This window comes from Pseudomonas sp. CYM-20-01, assembly GCF_023169845.1.
GTDB lineage: Bacteria > Pseudomonadota > Gammaproteobacteria > Pseudomonadales > Pseudomonadaceae > Aquipseudomonas > Aquipseudomonas azotoformans.
In genome coordinates this window covers 6,176,639-6,196,497 of the sequence record NZ_AP025169.1, presented here as the reverse complement: position 1 = coordinate 6,196,497, position 19,859 = coordinate 6,176,639, and the positions used below count along the sequence as shown (strand labels likewise).

23 protein-coding genes are annotated in these 19,859 nt (G+C 62.7%); 14 read left to right on the top strand and 9 right to left on the bottom strand.

The features are described from left to right. Positions 1-34 precede the first annotated feature (34 nt). Both M2497_RS28235 and M2497_RS28230 read left to right on the top strand, forming a co-directional pair. Positions 35-2,119, top strand: coding sequence for a mechanosensitive ion channel family protein (locus M2497_RS28235; RefSeq protein ID WP_248484912.1), 2,085 nt, complete (start codon positions 35-37; stop codon positions 2,117-2,119). Between the two features lie 86 nt (positions 2,120-2,205). Beyond that, positions 2,206-3,090 carry a sugar nucleotide-binding protein gene (locus tag M2497_RS28230; protein ID WP_248484909.1) on the top strand — a complete coding sequence of 295 codons (885 nt, stop codon included), beginning with the start codon at positions 2,206-2,208 and terminating at the stop codon, positions 3,088-3,090. A 134-nt stretch (positions 3,091-3,224) separates the two neighbouring features. Here the strand turns inward: M2497_RS28230 and M2497_RS28225 are convergent, their stop codons facing one another. From M2497_RS28225 to M2497_RS28205, 5 genes are all read right to left on the bottom strand, one after another. After that, positions 3,225-3,923 (bottom strand): OmpW family outer membrane protein, encoded by a 699-nt coding sequence (locus M2497_RS28225; RefSeq protein ID WP_248484907.1) that lies wholly within the window; start codon positions 3,921-3,923, stop codon positions 3,225-3,227. Positions 3,924-4,017: 94 nt separating this feature from the next. Beyond that, positions 4,018-4,530 carry a DUF3299 domain-containing protein gene (locus tag M2497_RS28220; protein ID WP_248484905.1) on the bottom strand — a complete coding sequence of 171 codons (513 nt, stop codon included), beginning with the start codon at positions 4,528-4,530 and terminating at the stop codon, positions 4,018-4,020. An 11-nt stretch (positions 4,531-4,541) separates the two neighbouring features. After that, positions 4,542-5,807: an ABC transporter permease gene (locus M2497_RS28215; RefSeq protein WP_058424578.1), complete on the bottom strand. Its 1,266-nt coding sequence runs from the start codon at positions 5,805-5,807 to the stop codon at positions 4,542-4,544. Position 5,808: 1 nt separating this feature from the next. After that, a complete protein-coding gene (locus tag M2497_RS28210) occupies positions 5,809-6,519 on the bottom strand; it encodes an ABC transporter ATP-binding protein (RefSeq protein WP_248484903.1) in 711 nt (236 codons plus the stop codon). Between the two features lie 6 nt (positions 6,520-6,525). Then, a complete protein-coding gene (locus M2497_RS28205; protein ID WP_248484901.1) occupies positions 6,526-7,116 on the bottom strand; it encodes a DUF2796 domain-containing protein in 591 nt (196 codons plus the stop codon). Between the two features lie 130 nt (positions 7,117-7,246). On the opposite strand from M2497_RS28205, the gene M2497_RS28200 reads away from it, so the two are divergent. Beyond that, a complete protein-coding gene (locus M2497_RS28200; protein ID WP_248484899.1) occupies positions 7,247-7,594 on the top strand; it encodes a hypothetical protein in 348 nt (115 codons plus the stop codon). Here M2497_RS28200 and trxA read toward each other — a convergent pair. From trxA to M2497_RS28185, 3 genes are read right to left on the bottom strand one after another with little or no spacing between them, the layout of a single operon-like run. Further along, positions 7,591-8,463, bottom strand: a complete 873-nt coding sequence (gene trxA / locus M2497_RS28195; RefSeq protein ID WP_248484896.1) for a thioredoxin — start codon at positions 8,461-8,463, stop codon at positions 7,591-7,593. The two genes, M2497_RS28200 and trxA, sit on opposite strands and share 4 nt — an antisense overlap. Before the next feature lie 32 nt (positions 8,464-8,495). After that, positions 8,496-9,158 carry a 50S ribosomal protein L11 methyltransferase gene (locus M2497_RS28190; RefSeq protein WP_248484893.1) on the bottom strand — a complete coding sequence of 221 codons (663 nt, stop codon included), beginning with the start codon at positions 9,156-9,158 and terminating at the stop codon, positions 8,496-8,498. Next, positions 9,155-9,610, bottom strand: a complete 456-nt coding sequence (locus tag M2497_RS28185; protein WP_058424585.1) for a YbaY family lipoprotein — start codon at positions 9,608-9,610, stop codon at positions 9,155-9,157. Before M2497_RS28185 ends, M2497_RS28190 begins: the two co-directional genes overlap by 4 nt. A 141-nt stretch (positions 9,611-9,751) precedes the next feature. Here M2497_RS28185 and nrdR point away from each other — a divergent pair, with 141 nt between their 5' ends. The 11 genes from nrdR (at position 9,752) to M2497_RS28130 (ending at position 17,942) form a co-directional block, all read left to right on the top strand. Beyond that, the gene (gene nrdR, locus M2497_RS28180; RefSeq protein WP_010206843.1) at positions 9,752-10,216 is read left to right on the top strand and encodes a transcriptional regulator NrdR; all 465 of its coding nucleotides are present in this window, start codon (positions 9,752-9,754) and stop codon (positions 10,214-10,216) included. Then, positions 10,213-11,349, top strand: coding sequence for a bifunctional diaminohydroxyphosphoribosylaminopyrimidine deaminase/5-amino-6-(5-phosphoribosylamino)uracil reductase RibD (gene ribD / locus M2497_RS28175; protein WP_248484892.1), 1,137 nt, complete (start codon positions 10,213-10,215; stop codon positions 11,347-11,349). Before nrdR ends, ribD begins: the two co-directional genes overlap by 4 nt. A 47-nt stretch (positions 11,350-11,396) precedes the next feature. Next, positions 11,397-12,059, top strand: a complete 663-nt coding sequence (locus tag M2497_RS28170) for a riboflavin synthase (protein WP_058424587.1) — start codon at positions 11,397-11,399, stop codon at positions 12,057-12,059. Positions 12,060-12,074: 15 nt separating this feature from the next. Beyond that, positions 12,075-13,166, top strand: coding sequence for a bifunctional 3,4-dihydroxy-2-butanone-4-phosphate synthase/GTP cyclohydrolase II (ribBA, locus tag M2497_RS28165; RefSeq protein ID WP_248484890.1), 1,092 nt, complete (start codon positions 12,075-12,077; stop codon positions 13,164-13,166). A gap of 90 nt (positions 13,167-13,256) precedes the next feature. Next, entirely contained in the window at positions 13,257-13,733 is a 477-nt protein-coding gene (ribE, locus tag M2497_RS28160; protein WP_003176356.1) for a 6,7-dimethyl-8-ribityllumazine synthase, read from the top strand. Then, positions 13,730-14,230, top strand: coding sequence for a transcription antitermination factor NusB (nusB, locus tag M2497_RS28155; protein ID WP_010206836.1), 501 nt, complete (start codon positions 13,730-13,732; stop codon positions 14,228-14,230). The genes ribE and nusB overlap by 4 nt, the downstream gene beginning before the upstream one ends. Before the next feature lie 18 nt (positions 14,231-14,248). Further along, positions 14,249-15,214 (top strand): thiamine-phosphate kinase, encoded by a 966-nt coding sequence (gene thiL, locus M2497_RS28150; RefSeq protein WP_248484888.1) that lies wholly within the window; start codon positions 14,249-14,251, stop codon positions 15,212-15,214. 66 nt (positions 15,215-15,280) lie between these two features. Then, positions 15,281-16,000, top strand: a complete 720-nt coding sequence (locus M2497_RS28145; protein WP_248484886.1) for a transporter substrate-binding domain-containing protein — start codon at positions 15,281-15,283, stop codon at positions 15,998-16,000. 129 nt (positions 16,001-16,129) lie between these two features. Beyond that, entirely contained in the window at positions 16,130-16,747 is a 618-nt protein-coding gene (ribA, locus tag M2497_RS28140) for a GTP cyclohydrolase II (protein ID WP_016978544.1), read from the top strand. Continuing rightward, the gene (locus M2497_RS28135) at positions 16,744-17,163 is read left to right on the top strand and encodes a nuclear FMR1 interacting 1 family protein (RefSeq protein WP_071493707.1); all 420 of its coding nucleotides are present in this window, start codon (positions 16,744-16,746) and stop codon (positions 17,161-17,163) included. Before ribA ends, M2497_RS28135 begins: the two co-directional genes overlap by 4 nt. Continuing rightward, on the top strand, positions 17,160-17,942 hold the full coding sequence (locus tag M2497_RS28130) for a cobalamin-binding protein (RefSeq protein WP_248484883.1): 783 nt from the start codon (positions 17,160-17,162) through the stop codon (positions 17,940-17,942). The genes M2497_RS28135 and M2497_RS28130 overlap by 4 nt, the downstream gene beginning before the upstream one ends. Here the strand turns inward: M2497_RS28130 and M2497_RS28125 are convergent. After that, a complete protein-coding gene (locus M2497_RS28125) occupies positions 17,939-19,828 on the bottom strand; it encodes a TonB-dependent receptor (protein ID WP_248484881.1) in 1,890 nt (629 codons plus the stop codon). The genes M2497_RS28130 and M2497_RS28125 overlap by 4 nt on opposite strands. Positions 19,829-19,859 lie beyond the last annotated feature (31 nt).

The following is a 19,859-nucleotide window of genomic DNA, read 5'->3' as shown; positions in this document are numbered from 1 at the left end:
TTCCTTACAGACCCTTTTGAAGGAGCCCGGTGTTTTGCTGAATCCCAAGATTGCATTACTGCTCGGCGTGCTGTTGTTTTGCGGCACTGGCGCGCTACACGCTGCGGCCACTGCGCCTGAGCCCGAGGCGCCGGCCAAGCCGGAGTTGCTGGTGGAAGGTGGCCTTCTGGGGGCGATCAGCTCCAGCATCGATGATGTGCAGCAGAAGCTGGACCTCAATCAGAACTTCATTGACGAATGGCGCCTGCGCGCCGACCGGGCCGCGAACGAAGTCGGCCGCCTGGTCAACCAGACCGCTGAGCGCTCGCCGTGGAGCGTCGCCGGGGACTTTCTGTTGCTGTCCGGGGTGTGGGTCGGCGCCTTTACGCTGCTGACGTTACTGGGGCGTGTGATGGTGCGACGCCTGGGGCAACGCACGTTTTTCGAGCGGCGCAAACGTTTCCAGGCCGTTCTCGGCTATGTCGTGCCGTACACACTCCCGGCTTTGGTTTGCCTGCCCCTCACGTTGTACGTCAGCCATTTTCTACCGACCTCCGTGGGCCGCGCGCTGGCGCTGTGTTTTGCCTACGCCACCAGCAGCGGTATCTTTTCCACCTCAATGCTGTTGTGCGTGATCGTCATGTTCAACGTCGGCCACAAACGCCCGGCGGTGCAGATCATTCGCGACTACTGCCCCAAGCCGCTGTTCCTGATCGGCTTCCTCGCCGCCCTCAGCGACGCGCTCACCAGCCCGCAGATCGCACGCCAATTGGGCGGTAATATCACCAGTAGCATCGCGGTATTCACCGGCCTGTTTGCGACGGTGATCTTCGGCGTGCTGGTGGTTCGCCTGCGCCGCCCGGTCGCCCACCTGATCCGCAATCGGCCATTGGCCCAGCGCCTCAAGCACCCGGCGCTGCAGCAATCACTGCGGATCTTCTCGGGGCTCTGGTACTGGCCGATCCTGCTGATGGTGCTGGTCTCGGCGATCAACCTGATCGGCGCCGGCGACGACAACCAGAAGGTGCTGCGCTGTGCGTTGTTCACCACGATCCTGCTGATCGGCACGGTATTCCTCAGTACGGTGCTGCAACACCTGTTCAAATCCCGCAGCCAGGTGGCAATCCAGCGCAGCAGCGCCTACAAAGAGCGCTTCCTCAGTCTGCTGCATGCGCTGTTGCGCATTGTCATGGCGGTGGCCTTTATCGAAGTGCTCGGGCGTATCTGGGGCGTGTCGTTGTTTGAATTCGCCGAGCGCAACTCGATTGGTCGCGCGATCAGCGACTCGCTCAGCAGCATCGGCCTGATCCTGTTGATGACCTGGCTGTTCTGGGTGGTGCTCGACACGGCGATCCAGGAAGCGCTAAAGCCGCCGGTCAACAAACGCTCCAGCCGCCAGCCCAGCACGCGGGTGAAAACCATCCTGCCGTTGCTGCGCAATGCGGTGAAAATCATTTTGGTGGTGATCTGCGCGATCACCACCATGGCCAACCTCGGCATCAACGTCGCACCGTTGCTGGCGGGTGCCGGAGTAGTCGGCCTGGCGATCGGTTTCGGCTCCCAGCAACTGGTGCAGGACGTGATCACCGGCCTGTTCATCATCATCGAAGACACCCTGTCCATTGGCGATTGGGTGGTACTCGACTCCGGCCATGCCGGCACCGTCGAAGGCCTGACCATCCGCACCCTGCGCCTGCGCGACGGCAAGGGCTTTGTGCACTCGGTGCCGTTCGGCCAGATCAAGGCGGTCACCAACCAGTCGCGGCAATTTGCCTATGCGTTCTTCTCGGTACAGTTCACCTACGACACGGATGTGGACAAGGCAGTGGAGCTGATCCGTGAAGCGGGGCAGTCGATCCGTGACGACGTATTCCTCAAGTACAACCTGCAAGGGCCGCTGGAGGTGTTTGGCGTAGACAAGATGGACCTCAACGGCGTGGTGCTGACGGCGCAGTTCCGCACGGTGTCGGGCGGGCAGTATGCGGTGAGCCGTGCGTTCAACCAGCGCCTGAAAAAGCTTGTGGATAACTGCGCCGAGGTGCACTTCGCGCAGACTTATCCACAGCAGGTCATGGTGCCAGCGCGCACGGCCCTTGAGCATGAGCCCGGGGAGGTGGATGCGAAGATAGTTAATCCGTGACGGTTGCGCTACAAACCCGCAAAATGCAACGATTCTGGCCAATACCAGAAAACCTTCGTTCCAAACAGACCGGGCCTGCTCAATCTATGCGAATGCGCCTTATGTTACTGGGCGGCGGGAATGCCCTCGGGCAGGCGCTGATTCGCCTCGGTGCAGAGGAAGACATCGGTTTCCTCGCACCCAAACCGCCCCAAGACGGCTGGGATGCCGCGAGCCTCACCCAATTGCTCGACGACACCCGTCCCGATGCGTTGATCAACCTCGCCTACTACTTCGACTGGTTCCAGGCCGAAGCGGTCAGCGAAACCCGCCTGGCTGCCCAGGAGTTCGCCATCGAGCGCCTGGCCGAGCTGTGCCAGCACCACAACATCACCTTGTTGCAGCCGTCCAGCTACCGCGTGTTCGATGGCTCCCGCGCCACCGCCTACAGCGAAAAAGACGAGCCGGTGCCCCTGGGCCTGCGTGGCCAGGCGTTGTGGCGTATCGAACAGAGCGTGCGCGCCACCTGCCCGCAACATGTGTTGTTGCGGTTCGGCTGGCTACTGGATGACAGCGTCGACGGTACCCTCGGGCGCTTCCTGGCCCGGGCCGAGAAGCCGGATGAGTTGCTGATGGCGGACGACCGGCGCGGCAACCCGACACCGGTGGATGACGCGGCACGGGTGATCATTTCGGTGCTCAAGCAACTCGATTGCGCGGCGCCGCTGTGGGGCACGTACCACTACGCCGGCCATGAGGCGACCACGCCGTTGGCGCTGGGCCAGGCGATCCTCACCGAAGCGCGCAACTACCACCCGTTGGCGATCGAGTCCCCCACTGCCCAGGCCCACGCAGCCCGGCCGGATGCGAGTGAAGAACCGCAACACGCGGTGCTCGCCTGCAAGAAGATCCTCCACACGTTCGGCATCAAGCCACGGGCGTGGCGGGCGGGGTTGCCGGCATTGCTGGACCGGTTCTACCGCCACAGCTGAAGAAACTGAGCTCCAAATGTGGGAGGGGGCTTGCCCCCGATAGCGGTGGCTCAGTCAACTAGGTGTTGGCTGACACACTGCTATCGGGGGCGAGCCCCCTCCCACATGAGTTTGTGTTGCTGGTCAGGTCGGTGTCAGAACTTGTAACCGATACCCACCATGTAAACCATCGGGTCCACGTCCACGTTCACCTTGGCGCGAGTACCTTGGCCCAGGGCGTTGTTGTCCACGGTGGCCTTGGTGCTGATGTCGATGTAGCGCGCCTGGGCGTTGATCATCCACTTGTCGTTGATCATGTAGTCGGCGCCGATCTGCGCGGCCCAGCCCCAGGAGTTCTCAGCCTTGAAGTTGCTGAAACCTGCGCCTTGGGCACGGCTGCCGACGTGCTCGTCGTAGATCCAGGTGTAGTTGATACCGGCGCCCACGTACGGTTGGAAGGCCGACTTGTTGTCCAGCGGGTAGTACACGATGCTCAGGGTCGGCGGCAGGTGTTTCAGGGTGCCGAGCTTGCCGTTGGCGGCGCCGAGGGCGGTGCCCTTGATCTTCACGTCATGCTCGAACGGCGTGGCGGCCAGCAGTTCGATACCCACGTGGTTGGTCAGCATGTAGGCGAAGTTCAGGCCCAACTGAGTGTCGCTGCTCATGGTCGCCTTGCCGCCGAGGTTGGCGCCGGCCAATGGGCCTTGGTCAACCTTGACGTGGCCGCTGTCGGCCTTCGGGTTCACGGTGATTGCACCGGCACGAACCAGAATGTCGCCCGCTTCGTGAGCGTGCGCAACAGGGGCAACGAGGGCGAGCGCGAAGAGGGACGCGCCGAGCAGAGACTTGTTCATGGGAGCTCCAAAGGACGTTTAAAAGTTGTAGGTCCAATGGTAAAGATCGTTCCGTTCGGTCTTTTGACTCAGCTCAATGAAAGGGCGATAAGCGTTATTCGGGCAATTCGTACATGTAAATCTTCTCGGCATCCATCTGGTAACCGGCGTCGGCGAGCTCGCTGGTGGACGGTTTGACCTGCATTGCACCCTCGATCCAGTACGGCTGATACAACTCATCGAGCTTCACGCCGATTTCGCTTTTGACATGCACGATCTGGTTCGACGGCGGCGGCGGCACATGGATGCACGCGCCGAAATACGGCACCAGCAAAAACTCGGTGGTGCGGCCGTTTTCACTGACTTCCAGTGGCACGATGTAGCCGGGCAAGCGAATGTGCTGGCCATCGAGCGCTGGCACCACCGGCGCGTTGGGCAGGTCCTGCTTGGCTGCAGGGGCCGATTCCAGGGCATCCGCCATGCTGGAGAGATTGTGCAGGGGTTGCATGTTCGGCACTTCCGGCGGGGCATCCGGCGGTATCAGCTCCGACCAGGTCAGTTCTTTAGGCTCGGCTGCCCAGGCGGGCAGGGCAAGCAGCAGCAACAGTGCAAACAGGACGCGACGCATCAAGGCCTTCCTCATAAACGTATGGACAGGCCGTCGGCCAGGGATTGCCGATAGGCGCGCCACGCGGGCACGCTGCCCATCAACAGCGCGGCGCCCAGGATACCGGCGAGCAGCGTCCATTCATATTCGCTCGGCCACGACATCGGTAGGTCCAGGCCGTAGTTGGCCTGCAGATACCCGCGTGACGCGGCGATGCACACATACAGCAACCCCACGCCGGCGATCACACCGGATAACGCCAGGGCGAAGGCTTCGAAGATCAGCAGCGTCGCGATATGCCAGGGCCGTGCACCCACCGAACGCAAGATCGCCATTTCGCGGCGGCGTTCGTTGAGGCTGGTAAGGATCGCCGTGAGCATGCCGATCAGGCCGGTGAGCACCACGAACAGCGAGATCACAAACAGCGCTTTTTCGGCGGTGCCCATCATGCTCCACAGCTCTTGCAGCGCCACGCCGGGCAGGATCGCCAGCATCGGCTCGCCACGGAATTCGTTGATCTCCCGTTGCAGGGCAAAGGTGGAAATCTTGTTGTTCAGGCCGAGCATGAACGCGGTGATGGCCTGCGGCGTGAGGTCCATGTTGCGCGCCTGGTCGGCGCTGATGCGGCCTTTGCCCTGGGCCGGCACGCCGTTGTGCCAGTCGATGTGGATCGCTTCCATGCCGCCGAGGCTGATGTGCAAGGTGCGGTCCACCGGGGTGCCGGTGCGCTTGAGAATGCCGACCACGGTGAACGGTTTGTCATCGTGCTTGACCAGGCTGACCACCGCGACGCCATGGGCCAGCACCAGTTTGTCGCCGAGTTTGTAATGCAGCGCATCGGCGACTTCGGCGCCGAGTACCACCTCGAAGGGATCGGTGGCGAAAGCTCGGCCGCTGGCCAGTTCAAGGTTCTGCTTGCGCCCGTATTGGTAGTGCTCGAAGTAGGATTCGTTGGTGCCCATCACGCGGTAGCCGCGGTGCGAATCGCCGAGGGAAATCGGGATCGCCCATTTAACCTGGGGGCTGGCGGCGAAGTGTTCGAAGCTGTCCCAGCGGATGTTATTGGTGGCGTTGCCGATGCGGAACACCGAGTACAGCAGCAGGTTCACCGAACCGGAACGGGCGCCGACGATCAGGTCGGTACCGCTGATGGTGCTGGCAAAACTGTTGCGCGCTTCAACGCGCACGCGTTCCACCGCGAGCAACAAGCAGACTGAAAGCGCGATGGCGAACGCGGTGAGAATCGCGGTAAAGCGGCGGTTAGCCAGGCTGGCCATCGCTAGACGGAACAGATACATCTCAAACCTCTGCGGGCGTGGCGGCGCGATTGAGTTCGGCCAGCGACAGGTTGCGGTCGAACAGCGAGGCCAGGCTCTGGTCGTGGCTGACAAACAACAGGCTGGCGCCGGCTTCGCGGCATTCGGCGAACAGCAGTTGCAGGAAAGCTTCGCGGGCGTCGTAGTCCAGGGCCGAAGTGGGTTCGTCGGCGATCACCAGTTCCGGCTGACCGATCAGCGCACGGGCGGCGGCGACGCGTTGTTGCTGGCCGATGGACAGCGAGTCGGCGCGGCGTTCCAGCAGGGTTTTGTCTTTCAAACCCAGGTGCGCGAGCAGGGCTGCTGCGGCCTGATCAACGCTGCCGTGGCGCTGCTTGGCGCGTTGTGCACGCAGTTTGGAAAAGTGGCAAGGCAACTCGACGTTCTCGCGCACCGACAGGAACGGCAGCAGGTTGAACTGCTGGAAGATATAGCCGGTGTGGTCGACGCGAAAACGGTCGCGGGCGCCGGCCGAGAGTGCGGTCAGCTCCTGGCCGAGCAGGCGGATGCTGCCCTGGCTGGGTTTCTGCACGCCGCCGAGCAAGCCGAGCAGGGTGGTTTTGCCACTGCCGCTGGGGCCCTTGAGAAACAGGGTTTCCCCCGCTTCCAGGCGGAACGCGGGGATATCCAGCAACTGTGGATGACCGGGCCAGTTGAAGCCCAGGCCGGACAGTTCGATCAATGCGTGGGTCATGTGAACTCAGAATTTCAGGGTGGCTGCTGTGGCCGTCGCTTCCACACCTTGTTGGCCGCTCGGGCCGATCAGTTGTACCTGAATTTTCTGGGTGGCGGGGAAGGTCTTGAACACCTGGGTCAGGTCCAGGTTGCTCAGCGCACTCGGCGTGGCGCAGGTGAACTGGTAGTGGGCGTGGATTTCGCTGTGGTCGTGATGATGTTCGTGGGCGCCGTCTTTGGCGTCGTCGTCATCGTCGTCATGGTCGGCTTCGGGCTTGTCGCCGAACAGAGGGCTGTTGAGTTCCTGGCTGCTGACCATGCAACCGGCGGCCTTGGGCAGGTTGAACAGCGCTACGGGGTTTTCCAGCTGTTTGCGTGCAGCGGCGACCTTGGCCTTGTCCGCCGGGGTGGTGGCCAGGTGTTCAAAACCCACCAGGTTCATCGCCGGGCTGTCCAGTTCAAGCTCCAGGGCCTGGCCGTCGAGTACCGCGTTGAGGCGGCCTACGCCATGCTCGTGGGCGCCAAGGCTACCGTGTTCATGGTCGTGATCATCATGAGCGTGGGCAACCGCCAATGGCAGCAGGGCAAACGGTAAAGCAAGCAACAGACGGCGCATGAGAGGACTCCAGAACATGAAAGTTTTGTTATGTGATCTTATAACAATGGCGCCAGAGTTTGACCGCCCGCTTGGCGTTGCGCAAGCCGCATGGGAGCATGCTCGTCAGAAAAGTGCAGGAGTGAGGACGATGTTGCGAATTCGTGGAACGGTCGGCGACTTGCCGGTGGATTTGACTCTGGAGCTGGACGACGGCGATTGGGCACGGCTGGGTGCGCAGTTGCAGGCGGCGCCCGCTGCCAGCGCGACCACCGCACCGGCGGCTCCGGTCAAACACAATGATGACCTGTGGCAAGGCGCCCAGGACCTGTTGCGCAAGGCCGGCCAGCTCAGCGGTCTGGAACTGCTTGATCAACTGGAAGGCTTGGCCGGCGATACCTCGGTGGGCAAGCGCCTGTTGGTGCGCCTGCGCCATAGTGCCCAGGTAAAAGTCAGCAGCGGCGGGGATACGCCGCTGTACAGTTGGGTCGGCGATTAATACAACGCGGCAAATAACTTGCGGCGGTACACGCTCGCCAGCGGGTGATCGTTGCCCAGCAATTCGAACACCTGCAGCAAGGTCTTGTGCGGCAGGCCTTCGCTGTAGCTGCGGTTGCGGATGAACAGCTTGAGCAAGCCTTCCAGTGCTGCGTCGTACTGCTGGCGCGCCAATTGCTGGATCGTCAACTGGTAGGCCGCTTCATCGTCCTGCGGGTTTTGCGCCAGGCGGCTTTTCAGGTCGGCGGCGTCCGGCAGGTCGGCCGCTTGGCGCAGGAAAGTGATCTGCGCCTTGGCCCCGGCGAGGGCGGCCTTGTGGTCGTCGCTTTTCACCGCGTCCAGCACGGTCTGGGCCTCGCCCAATTCACCGCGCTCGGCCAGGCAACGTGCGTACAGGATCAACGCGGCGGCGTTGGTGTTGTCTTCGCCCAACAGCGCGACCAGCACCGCTTCGGCATCGCTGATACGACCTTCGGCAAACAGCGCCTGGGCCTGTTCCAGAGGATCTGCCGCAGCCGGCGGCGGCATCTGCACATGCGGCTCCAGCATCGCCCGCACCGCCGACTCCGGCTGCGCCCCGGCAAACCCGTCCACCGGCTGGCCATCCTTGAACAGCACCACTGTCGGCAGGCTGCGAATACCAAAACGCGCAACGATATCCTGCTCGGCCTCGCAGTCGACCTTGGCCAGCAGCAATTCACCCTGATAACTCTCGGCAATCTGCGCCAGCAGCGGCATCAATGCCTTGCACGGCGCGCACCACTCGGCCCAGAAGTCCACCAGCACGGGTTTTTCGAAGGAGTTCTGGATCACTGCCTGGTCAAAATTGGCGGTAGTGACGTCGAAGATGTACGGCGTGGGCTCACTCATGGGGCGTCTCGAATAAAGCGGGAATGGGGCAACTATAAGGGCTGGCGCCGCGAATGGTACAGGCTCACCTTGCGAAACTCCCAAGGCTCCGCCAGGTCAGGCAGTGTCAGCGCATCAAGGATCTCCAGCCTTTGATAAGCGGGGTGCTGGAAGTCGCGCACGCGCGAATCGGCGACCAGCGCTTCGCGGCCTCGGGTCAGGAACTGGTCCAGCAGCGGCAGGTTCGCGCGGTCGTAGAGTACGTCGGCGACCAGGATCAGGTCGAAGCGATCGGCTTCGGCAAAAAAGTCTGCGGAGTAACCCAGTTCCACACCGTTGAGTTCGGCATTCGCCCGGCAGGCCGCCAGCGCCAGCGGGTCGAGGTCGCAGGCCACCACTTCCAGCGCGCCAGCCTTGATCGCCGCAATCCCGGCAACGCCGGAACCCGCGCCAAAATCCAGCACGCGTTTGCCGGCGACCCACTCAGGGTTCGCCGCCAGGTACCGTGCCAGCGCCAAGCCACTGGCCCAACAAAAACTCCAGTAGGGCGGTTCATGCAGGATGCGCCGGGTTTCTTCGGGGCTGAAGGCGCGGTCCATGTTGTCCGCATCCAGCAACCACAACGACAACTCAGTGCCCGGCAGTGGGCAGGGCACCAATTGCGCGTCGCCGATCAGTTCGCTCAGGGCAACTTGCAGGCCCAGCGGTGGCGTCATGGGGCCTTGACGAGTTGCAGGGGGCCGGTGGTCTGGGTGATCGCCTGGGTGATGCGCACGGCCGGCAGGTGCAGGATCAACTGGCCGGACTGGCTGGCGCGACCACGCAATTCAACCCGGGCACCCGCTGGGAACGCTTCAGGATTGAAGCGCAGGCGGAAGGCCAGGGGCTTGCCGTTACCGGTCAGCACGCTGCTGGCCAGCAATTGTTGCGGGCGCGAACGGTCGTCGATCACCAGCAGCGCCATCTCCACTTCGGCACCGGCCGGAATGTTGGTCAGGCTGCCGCTGATTTCACGTTGATAGGCGGGCAGGGGGCCGAGGTCTTCAATACCGGGGACTTTTTTCTCTTGTGCGGGCGTCGGTTGAGGCGTGGTCGGTTTGGGGGCTTCGCTGCTGCAGGCGACCAGGAAACTGAACAGGGTGAGCAAAACAAGTGGTCGTAACTGCATGTACGGCTCCAGAAAGGACAAAATCCGTGGCTTAAAAAAATATGAAACATAATAGTCAGCCTATATACCGTAAAGGCTATGGCTTGTCTTGCCACGGGGATGCGCTACCATGGCCCTCCCATTATTTGTGGCCTGCCCACCATGCACTGTCCCTTCTGCGGTGCCAACGACACCAAGGTCATTGACTCGCGTCTGGTCGCCGAGGGCGATCAAGTCCGTCGCCGGCGCGAATGCCTGGCCTGCGGTGAACGTTTCACCACCTTCGAAACCGCCGAACTGGTATTGCCGCGCCTGATCAAATCCGACGGCAGCCGCCAACCCTTCGACGAAGAAAAACTGCGTGCCGGTATGCAGCGCGCCCTGGAAAAACGCCCGGTGAGTGTCGAGCGGCTGGAGGCGGCGCTGGTGCATATCAAGCACAAGCTGCGTGCCACCGGCGAACGCGAGGTCAAGAGCCTGGTGGTGGGAGAGTTGGTGATGGGTGAGCTGCAAAAGCTCGACGAAGTCGCCTACATCCGTTTCGCCTCAGTGTATCGACGCTTCCAGGACCTCAATGAGTTCCGCGAAGAGATCGACCGCCTGGCCCGGGAGCCTGCCAAAGAATGAACCCACCGTCTGCCGAACAAGCGGTGCTCGACGCCCATTACATGGCCCGCGCCCTGGAACTCGCGCGCAAGGGTTTGTACACCACCCATCCCAATCCGCGTGTGGGCTGCGTGATTGTGCGCGATGGGCAGATTGTCGGCGAAGGCTGGCATGAGCGCACCGGCGAACCCCATGCCGAGCCCAACGCCCTGCGTGCTGCCGGTGAGAAGGCCCGTGGCGCCACGGTGTACGTGACCCTCGAACCCTGCAGCCACCATGGGCGCACGCCGCCGTGCGCGGACGCGTTGGTAACGGCCGGTGTCGCACGTGTGGTGGCGGGTATGCAGGACCCGAACCCCGAAGTGGCCGGGCGCGGCATGCAGCGTTTGGCGCAGGCCGGGATCGAGGTCCTCAGTGGCGTGCTGGAAGCCCAGGCCCGCGCGTTGAATCCGGGGTTTCTCAAGCGCATGGAACACGGCCTGCCCTTCGTGCGGGTCAAGCTGGCGATGAGCCTGGACGGTCGCACCGCCATGGCCAGCGGCGAAAGCCAATGGATCACCGGCCCCGCCGCCCGCGCCGCCGTGCAGCGCCTGCGTGCCGAGGCCAGCGTGGTGCTGACCGGCGCCGACACGGTGCTGGCCGATGGCGCCCGCCTGACCGTGCGCGCCGCCGAACTCGGCCTGGACGAAGCGACCACGGCGCTGGCCATGTCGCGCCCGCCGTTGCGTGTGCTGATCGACGGCCGCCTGCGCGTGCCGCTCAATGCGCCGTTCTTCAAGGCCGGGCCGGCGTTGGTCATCACTTGCGTGACGGCGGAGAACCAGTTCCCTCGTGGTCCCGAATGCCTGGTGGTGCCGGGCGTCGATGGCCAGGTCGATCTACGCTCGGCGCTGGTCGCCTTGGCCGCCCGTGGCGTCAACGAAGTGTTGGTAGAAGCAGGCCCAAGCCTGGCGGGGGCATTTGCCCAGCAAGACCTAGTGGATGAGTACGTGATATTCATCGCCGGCAAATTCCTCGGCTCCGCCGCCCGGCCTTTGCTGGACTGGCCGCTTGAGAGACTGGCCGACGCTCCCCAACTCAAGATCACTGAAATGCGCGCTGTAGGCGACGACTGGCGAGTCACTGCCATCCCGCTTCCACCCGCGAGCGTATAATTCTGACCGGGCGCTCAAGTGCCCGTCCCGTTTTCCAGGAGAAGGCCATGTTCACCGGCATTATCGAATCCATCGGCAGCATCCGCGCCATGACCCCCAAGGGCGGCGACGTGCGCCTGCTGGTTGAAACCGGCAAGTTGGACCTGGGCGACGTCAAGCTGGGCGACAGTATCGCCGTCAGCGGCGTGTGCCTCACCGTCATCGAACTGCCGGGCAACGGCTTTGCTGCCGATGTCAGTCGGGAAACCCTGGACTGCACCGCGATGAACGACCTCAAGGCCGGCAGCCCGGTGAACCTGGAAAAAGCCCTGACCCCGACCACCCGTCTCGGCGGTCACCTGGTCAGCGGCCACGTCGACGGCGTTGGCGAAGTGGTATCGCGCAGCGAAAACGCGCGTGCTGTGGAGTTCCGCATCCGCGCACCCAAAGAGCTGGCCAAGTACATTGCCCATAAAGGCTCGATCACCGTCGATGGCACCAGCCTCACCGTGAACGCTGTGAACGGCGCCGAATTTGAACTGACCATCATTCCCCACACCCTCAGCGAAACCATCATGGCGTCTTACCAGCCAGGTCGCCGGGTGAACCTGGAAGTGGACTTGCTTGCCCGTTACCTGGAGCGCCTGTTGTTGGGCGATAAGGCCGCAGAGCCAGCCGGGAGTAACATCACCGAAAGTTTTCTGGCCGCTAACGGCTACCTGAAATCCTGACCAAGGGGGTGCCGCGTGGCGCTCAATAGCATCGAAGAACTGGTTGAAGACATCCGCCAAGGCAAGATGGTCGTCCTGATGGATGACGAAGACCGCGAGAACGAAGGCGACATCATCATGGCCGCCGAGGCCTGCAAGCCTGAGCACATCAACTTCATGGCCAAGCACGCCCGTGGGCTGATCTGCATGCCCATGAGCCGTGAGCGCTGCGAGTTGCTCAAGCTGCCGTTGATGGCGCCGCGCAATGGCTCGGGCTTTGGCACCAAGTTCACCGTATCGATTGAAGCCACTACCGGCGTCACCACCGGGATTTCCGCCGCCGACCGCGCCCGTACGGTACAAGCCGCCGCCGCGAAAGATGCCAAGGCCGAAGACATCGTGAGCCCCGGCCACATCTTCCCGCTGATGGCCCAACCGGGTGGCACCCTGGCCCGTGCCGGCCACACCGAGGCCGCCTGCGACCTGGCGCGCATGGCCGGTTTCGAGCCAAGCGGCGTGATCTGCGAAGTGATGAACGACGACGGCACCATGGCCCGCCGTGCCGAACTCGAAGCCTTTGCCGCCGAACACAACATCAAGGTGGGCACCATTGCCGACCTGATTCACTACCGCATGATCCACGAACGTACCGTTCAGCGGATTGCCGAGCAGCCACTGGACAGCGAACTGGGCCAATTCAATTTGGTGACCTACCGTGATTCGGTGGAAGGCGATGTGCACATGGCCCTGACCCTGGGCAACATCTGCGCCGAAGAGCCGACCCTGGTGCGTGTGCATAACATGGACCCTCTGCGCGACCTGCTGATGGTCAAGCAGCCGGGCCGCTGGAGCCTGCGCGCCGCCATGGCCGCGGTCTCCGAGGCAGGCAGCGGTGTGGTGCTGTTGCTCGGTCATCCGCTGGATGGCGATGTGCTGCTGGCGCATATCCGCGAAACGGCGGACCACGCGCCGGTGAAAAAACCGACCACCTACAGCATCGTCGGTGCCGGTTCGCAGATCCTGCGTGACCTGGGCGTGCGCAAAATGCGCCTGATGAGCGCACCGATGAAATTTAATGCGATATCCGGTTTCGACCTGGAAGTAGTAGAATACGTGCCCTCCGAATAAAGGCCGGCGATTTTCGCCCCTTGTTCGCGGTTCAAATATCACTAAGGGACGCGTCATACACGCGTCCCGGCTCTTTAAGAGATTTGTCGAATGACCCTGAAGACCATCGAAGGTACCTTCATCGCCCCCAAAGGCCGCTATGCCCTGGTGGTTGGCCGCTTCAACAGCTTCGTGGTTGAAAGCCTGGTAAGCGGTGCCGTTGACGCCCTGGTTCGCCACGGTGTGAGCGAAAGCGACATCACCATCATCCGTGCCCCTGGCGCCTTCGAAATTCCACTGGTTGCGCAAAAAGTTGCTCAACAGGGTGAATACGCGGCGATCATCGCCCTGGGCGCGGTCATTCGTGGCGGTACGCCGCACTTCGAATACGTGGCTGGCGAATGCACCAAGGGCCTGGCCCAGGTGTCCATGGAGTTCGGCGTACCGGTTGCGTTCGGCGTGCTGACCGTGGATTCCATCGAGCAAGCCATCGAGCGTTCCGGCACCAAGGCCGGCAACAAAGGCGCTGAAGCTGCCCTGTCTGCCCTGGAAATGGTCAGCCTGCTGTCGCAGTTGGAGGCCAAGTGATTTCCGACGAGAGCGACAACTTCAACCCGCGCGAGCCACGTCCAGCCGATGCTGGCAAACCGTCGAAGAACGAGAAGCGCCGCGCTGCTCGTCAGTTGGCGACCCAGGCGCTGTATCAGCGTCACCTGGCGGGCGCGTCGTTGAACGAGATCGAAGCACAGTTTCGCGTCGATAACGATTTCACCTTCGCCGACCTGCCGTACTTCCACGACATCCTGCACGGTGTGCACGCGCACCTGACCGAGATCGACACCGCCCTGGCGCCTTGCCTGGACCTGACCATCGAAGAGCTGGACCCGGTTGAGCTGTGCGTGATGCGCCTGTCGGCCTGGGAGCTGCTGTATCGCGTCGACGTGCCGTACCGCGTGGTGATCAACGAAGGTATCGAACTGGCGAAAGTCTACGGTTCGACCGACGGCCACAAGTTCGTCAACGGCGTGCTCGACAAGCTGGCCCCGCGCCTGCGTGAAGCCGAAGTGAAGGCGTACAAGCGCTGAATCGCGCTTGAAATCTGAATGGGCGAGTTTGAGCTGATCCGCGACTACTTCGCCGCCGCGCCCTGTGCGCAGGGCGGCGAAGGTATAGCCCTGGGGATCGGCGATGACTGCGCCTTGCTGGCGCTCCCCGCTGGGGAGCAGTTGGCAATCTCTACGGATACCTTGGTCGCCGGGGTGCATTTTGCCGACCCCTGTGACCCGTTCCTGCTTGGCCAACGCTCGTTGGCCGTGGCGGTGAGCGACCTGGCGGCCATGGGCGCCAACCCCCTCGCATTTACCCTTGCCTTGACCACACCAACCGTCGATGCCGATTGGCTGCAACGCTATGCCCAGGGTTTGAACCTCATGGCGCAACGCTGCGGCGTGGGCCTGGTGGGCGGCGATACCACCCGTGGCCCTCTGAGCCTGACCCTGACGGTGTTTGGTCGTGTACCGGCCGGGCAAGCCTTGACCCGCAGCGGTGCGCAGCCGGGTGACCTGCTGTGTGTCGGCGGCGAATTGGGCAATGCCGCCGGTGCCTTGCCACTGGTATTGGGCCAGCGCAGCGCCGACGCAGCCATCGCCGAGCCGTTGTTGGCTCATTACTGGTCGCCGCAGCCGCAGTTGGCCCTGGGGCTGGTGCTGCGTGGCAAGGCGACGTCTGCGATGGATATTTCCGACGGACTCCTGGCCGATTGCGGGCATATCGCGATGGCGTCAAAGGTCAGCCTGTTGATCGAACGCGAGCGGTTGCCATTGTCCCAGGCGCTGCTGGCGTTTGTTGGCGATGATGCAGCACGCGTGGCGGCCCTGAGTGGGGGGGATGACTACGTGCTGGCGTTCACCCTGCCATCCGCCGAACTGGCGCCGTTGCTGGCCGATGGTTGGCCGATCCATGTGATCGGCCGGGTCGAGGCAGGGCTGGGCGTAACGTTGCTCGATGGCAGCGGGCAGGACATCACGCCGGCCATCCGTGGTTATCAGCATTTTCGCGAGGCGCCCTGAATCGGCGACCTGCGCTACCCTCTATAGCGTTATCAAGGATGCAAGGCCCTGTAGGAGGTCGTCACCATGGATGTGCGCCGCTGGCTGCTGATAATGCTGTGTGCCTTTACGGGCGTGGTCCAGGCGCAGGACGTGCCTGGCAAGATCATGCTGGCCAGTGAGGAGTGGAACGACTACACCAACAAAGACGGCACGGGCCTGGCCTGGGACGTGTTGCGTCAGGTCTTCGAGCCCGCCGGCATCAAATTGCAGACCCGCTCCGTGCCCTACACCCGCTCGGTCGGCCTGGCCCAACGCGGCGAGGTGGATGGCTGGGTCGGCTCCTACCGCGATGAAGCCAAAGGCGTGTTGTACCCCCACTGGAACTTCGATTCCGACCACATCTACGCCCTCGGGCTGGCCAGCACGCCGGCGCCGACGGCGGCTACGCTGGGCAATTACCGCCTGGCCTGGGTGCGTGGCTACAAGTACGAGGAATACTTGCCCAATGTGCACCGTTTCAACCAGGTCGAGCGTCGCGACGGCATTTTGCCGATGCTGCAACACGGCCGTGCGGACTTCTATATAGATGCGTTGACCGAGGCCAAGTACGTGCTCAATCAGGCCGATGACCCGTCGAAGTTCACGCTGACGCCGATTGCCGAACTGCCGTTGTACATCGGGTTTGCCGATAACGAGCGGGGCCGGGGCTTGATGGCGGTCTTTGACCAGCGCATGGCGGCCCTGGTGAAAAGCGGTGAGTTAAAGCCGATATTCGAGCGCTGGAAACAACCCTATCCGTTCTGACCTGCATAGAACCAGGATGAAGGCCAATCGAACCCATTGATCTTTATCAGCGATAATTCAGCTTAAGCGTCTGTAGGAACCTGCTGTTACAATAGCCGCCTCTGTAAAAACTGAAATCAGGAGCACACGGTGCCCGTCGTTTTCGTCGCCGCTTCCAAGCTGCCTACCCCTTTTGCCACGTTCACCATGAACGGCTTCCTCGAAGAAGCCACCGGGCGCGAGCATGTCGTGCTCAGCCTGGGCGATATCGCCGATGGCGCGCCGGTGCTCGGCCGGGTGCACTCCGAATGCCTGACCGGTGATGCGTTGTTCAGCCAGCGTTGCGACTGCGGTTCGCAACTGGAAGCCGCCATGCGCGCGATCGCCCGTGAGGGCCGTGGCGTGCTGCTGTACCTGCGCCAGGAAGGTCGTGGCATTGGCCTGATGAACAAGATCCGCGCCTACGAGTTGCAAGATGGTGGCGCCGATACCGTCGAGGCCAACGAGCGCCTGGGCTTTGCCGCCGACCAGCGTGACTACGCGATCTGCCTGCCGATGCTTGAGCACCTGGGCGTCAAATCCCTGCGCCTGATGACCAACAACCCGCGCAAGGTCAAAGCCTTGACCGAGATGGGCATCACCGTGGCCGAGCGTGTGCCACTGCACACCGGGCACAACCCGCATAACAAACTCTACCTGGCCACCAAGGCCAGCAAGCTCGACCACATGATGGGCAACGAGCACCAGGGCGAGGTCGACCGCGCGTGACCCGAGGCCAGGTGAAACGGCGACTGTCCTTCAATTGGTGGCAGTACCTGGCCCTGGCGCTGCTCCCCCTGTTTGTGCTCAACCTGGTGTTCGGCCAGGCCGAATCCTTGCTCCCGGTGCTGGCCATGCCGTTCTTCATTGCCGGTGTGGCCTCGATGTTCCTCAGCCTGCGCTACTTCAACGGCTATAAACACGCGTTGATCGCCACCTCCAAAGCCCTCGATACCCCCGAAGAACCCGCTGCCTGGATCACCCTGGCGGCCCGTCGGCGCACGGCGTTGCTGGTTGCGGCCGTACCGGCCTGGATCGGCGCGTTGTCGGTCTTCGTCGGGTTGGAAGCGGTGCCGCTGTTCCTGTTGGCGCTGTCCACCGTGGTGCTGTTCTACCTCTACCGCATTCCCCGCCAACTGGGATGATTCGTCACTGGCTGGCAGTGTTGCTGGTATTCAGTGCCCAGGCGCTGGCGGCCGAGCGTGTGGTGAGCCTGGCGCCGTCCCTCTCTGAAATTGTGGTCGAACTGGGCGCAGCCGATGTGCTGGTCGGCGTGCTCGACGGCGGCGAACGCCCGGCAGCGTTGGTGCAAGTGACATCAGTGGGGCAATACGGTCAGTTGGACATGGAGCGCCTGCTCAGCCTCAAGCCCGACCTGATCCTGCTGTGGCCCGGCAGTGTCGGCCCGGCCCAGCGTGAGCAGTTACAGCGCCTGAATATCCCGGTGTACGTCGCCGAACCCCATAGCCTTGAACAGCTCACCACCCAGGTCCAGGCCATTGCCGAGCAATTGGGTCGCGCTGACGCGGGTCGACAGTTGGCCGCGCAGTTGCGCCAACGCCTGGCCGAGCTGCGTCAGCGCTATCAGCGCGCCGAGCCATTGCGCGTGTTTTACCAGGTATGGAATCAGCCGCTGTACACCGTGGGTGGCGGGCAGATCATCAGCGATGCGTTAAGGGTGTGCGGCGCGCGCAATGTGTTTGATGATCTCAAGCTGCCGGCGCCGCAGGTGAGCATCGAGTCGGTGTTGCAGCGTGATCCGGAGATGATTCTGGTGGGCGACCAGGCGCAGAAGGACGCCTGGAAGGTCTGGCCGACGATGGCTGAGCGGGTACGGCTGGTGCCGGATAAAGGCCTGGAGCGGCCCAGCGGGCAGATGCTGGAAGCCGTGGCCCGACTGTGTGAAGTGATCGCGCCCGGCTAGAGGTCCGGCGTCCAGGTCACGCCAAGCATCAGCGCCCGGCCTTCTTCCCGGTAGCCATATTGCTGGCCCTGGTACTGATACAGCGCCCGGCTGTAGGCTTTGTCCAGCAGGTTGTCGAGCTTCATGTTCAGTGTGACTTCATGGTTCAGCGTCCAACTGGCGCGCAGCCCGAGCAATCCATAGCCACCCAACGGTTGCTGGTTCTTCGCATCGTCGTAGCTGCTGCTGACCGCTTGCCAGCTGGCGCCGACGCCGAATTGGTCGAATTGGCGATCCAGGTCCAGGCTCACGGTGCGCCTGGCGCGACGCGCCAACGTACGTCCGGAATCACGGTCTCGTGGATCAATTATTGCCAGCCCCAGGTTGCCTTGCCAGCCGAACAGCTCTTGCTTGAGCGCGGCTTCGAAGCCGTTGATGCGCGCTGAGCTGACGTTTTGCGGGCCGTCGCTGTCGAACACGATCGCATCCTGGATGTCGGTGCGGTACAGCGAAGCTTCCAGACGGCTGGTGTCGCTGAGTTGGCTGCGCCATTGCACTTCGTAGCTTTTCGAGGTTTCGGGCTTCAGGTTCGGGTTGCTGTTCTTGAAGCCGTACTCGTCCGGGTAATACAGGTCATTGAATGTCGGGGCACGGAAGCCCTCGCTGTAGCTCAATAGCAGGTCGTTGTCCGGGTTGACCGGCAAGGTCAGGGTGCCGCTCCAGCTGTTCTGCCCGCCAAACTGCTGGTTCTGGTCACGCCGCAGGCCCAGTTCGGTGGAAAACCCTACGCCATGGAAGCGATGCTGCACAAAGGCCGCACGGTTCCAGCGGCTGTTTTCAGTGAGGGTGGTGGAGCCGTGGAAGCGGTCTTCGTACCAGTCACCGCCGAGAATCAGGCTGTTCTGCTCATTCAGCGTCAGGTCGTTCTGCCAGTTGACCGAGTCGCGGTAAGTGTTGAACACGCTGAAGTCATCACTGAGGGTGTCGCGCTTGGTGTCGCGGTTCTCGCTATGGCCCAGTTCCAGGCGCGATTGCCAGCGCTCGTTGAGCGTGGCGTCGACATAGCCGCTGGCGCTGCTCACGGTGTAATCGGTGTAGGGTTTTTGCCCCGCTGTTTGCCCGGTGGCGACGTCGTAGCGGCCGAAGCTGTTGTCGTATTCCGACTTGCCCCGGTTATCCAACAGGTTGAACCCCACCTCCAGCGCATCGCTGAACGAATGGCTGAGGTTCAGGCTGAGGGACTGGTTGCGGTAGGCATCATGGTCGCCATCGCTGGGGAACGAGGTGTGCGTCGAGTTGATACCGGCGGTTTCATCCAGGCTCGCGCCAAGGTTGAAACGCGTGTACTCATCGCCGCCGGAGAGGCCGAGGCTGCGCTCCCAGGTCTTATTACTGCCAAACCCGAGCTTCAGACGTGGTTGCAGGCCCTGCCCGGCATTGCGCCGGGTGAACACCTGGATCACCCCGCCAATCGCATCGCTGCCGTAGATCACCGAACGTGAGCCGCGCAGTACTTCGACCCGCTCGATCTGGTCGACGTTCAGATATTGCAGGCCGCTGTCGCCGGAGGTGGTATTGGCAATGCGCTGGCCGTCCACCAACACCAGGCTTTGTGCGGATTTGGTGCCACGTATATAGACCCCGGGCAAGCTGCCACGGCCACCGGTGGGCGCTATTTGCATGCCGGGCACACGGCTTAGCAGGTCGGTGAGGCTGGTGGGTTGCAGGCGGTCGATGTCGTCGCGGGTGAACACGGTGTTGGCGGCGCTGCTGTCGTTGCGCGCCTGGACCTGGCGGTTGGCGCTGATGACCACGTTGGGAAGTTTCAGCGCATCGTCGCGGGTGTCGGCGAGTAGTTCCGGGGAGGTCAACAGTAACAGGGACAGGGTGAGGCGAAGGCGTTTCATGGGCTGTCCATAGCATTTGAAGGTGACGCAA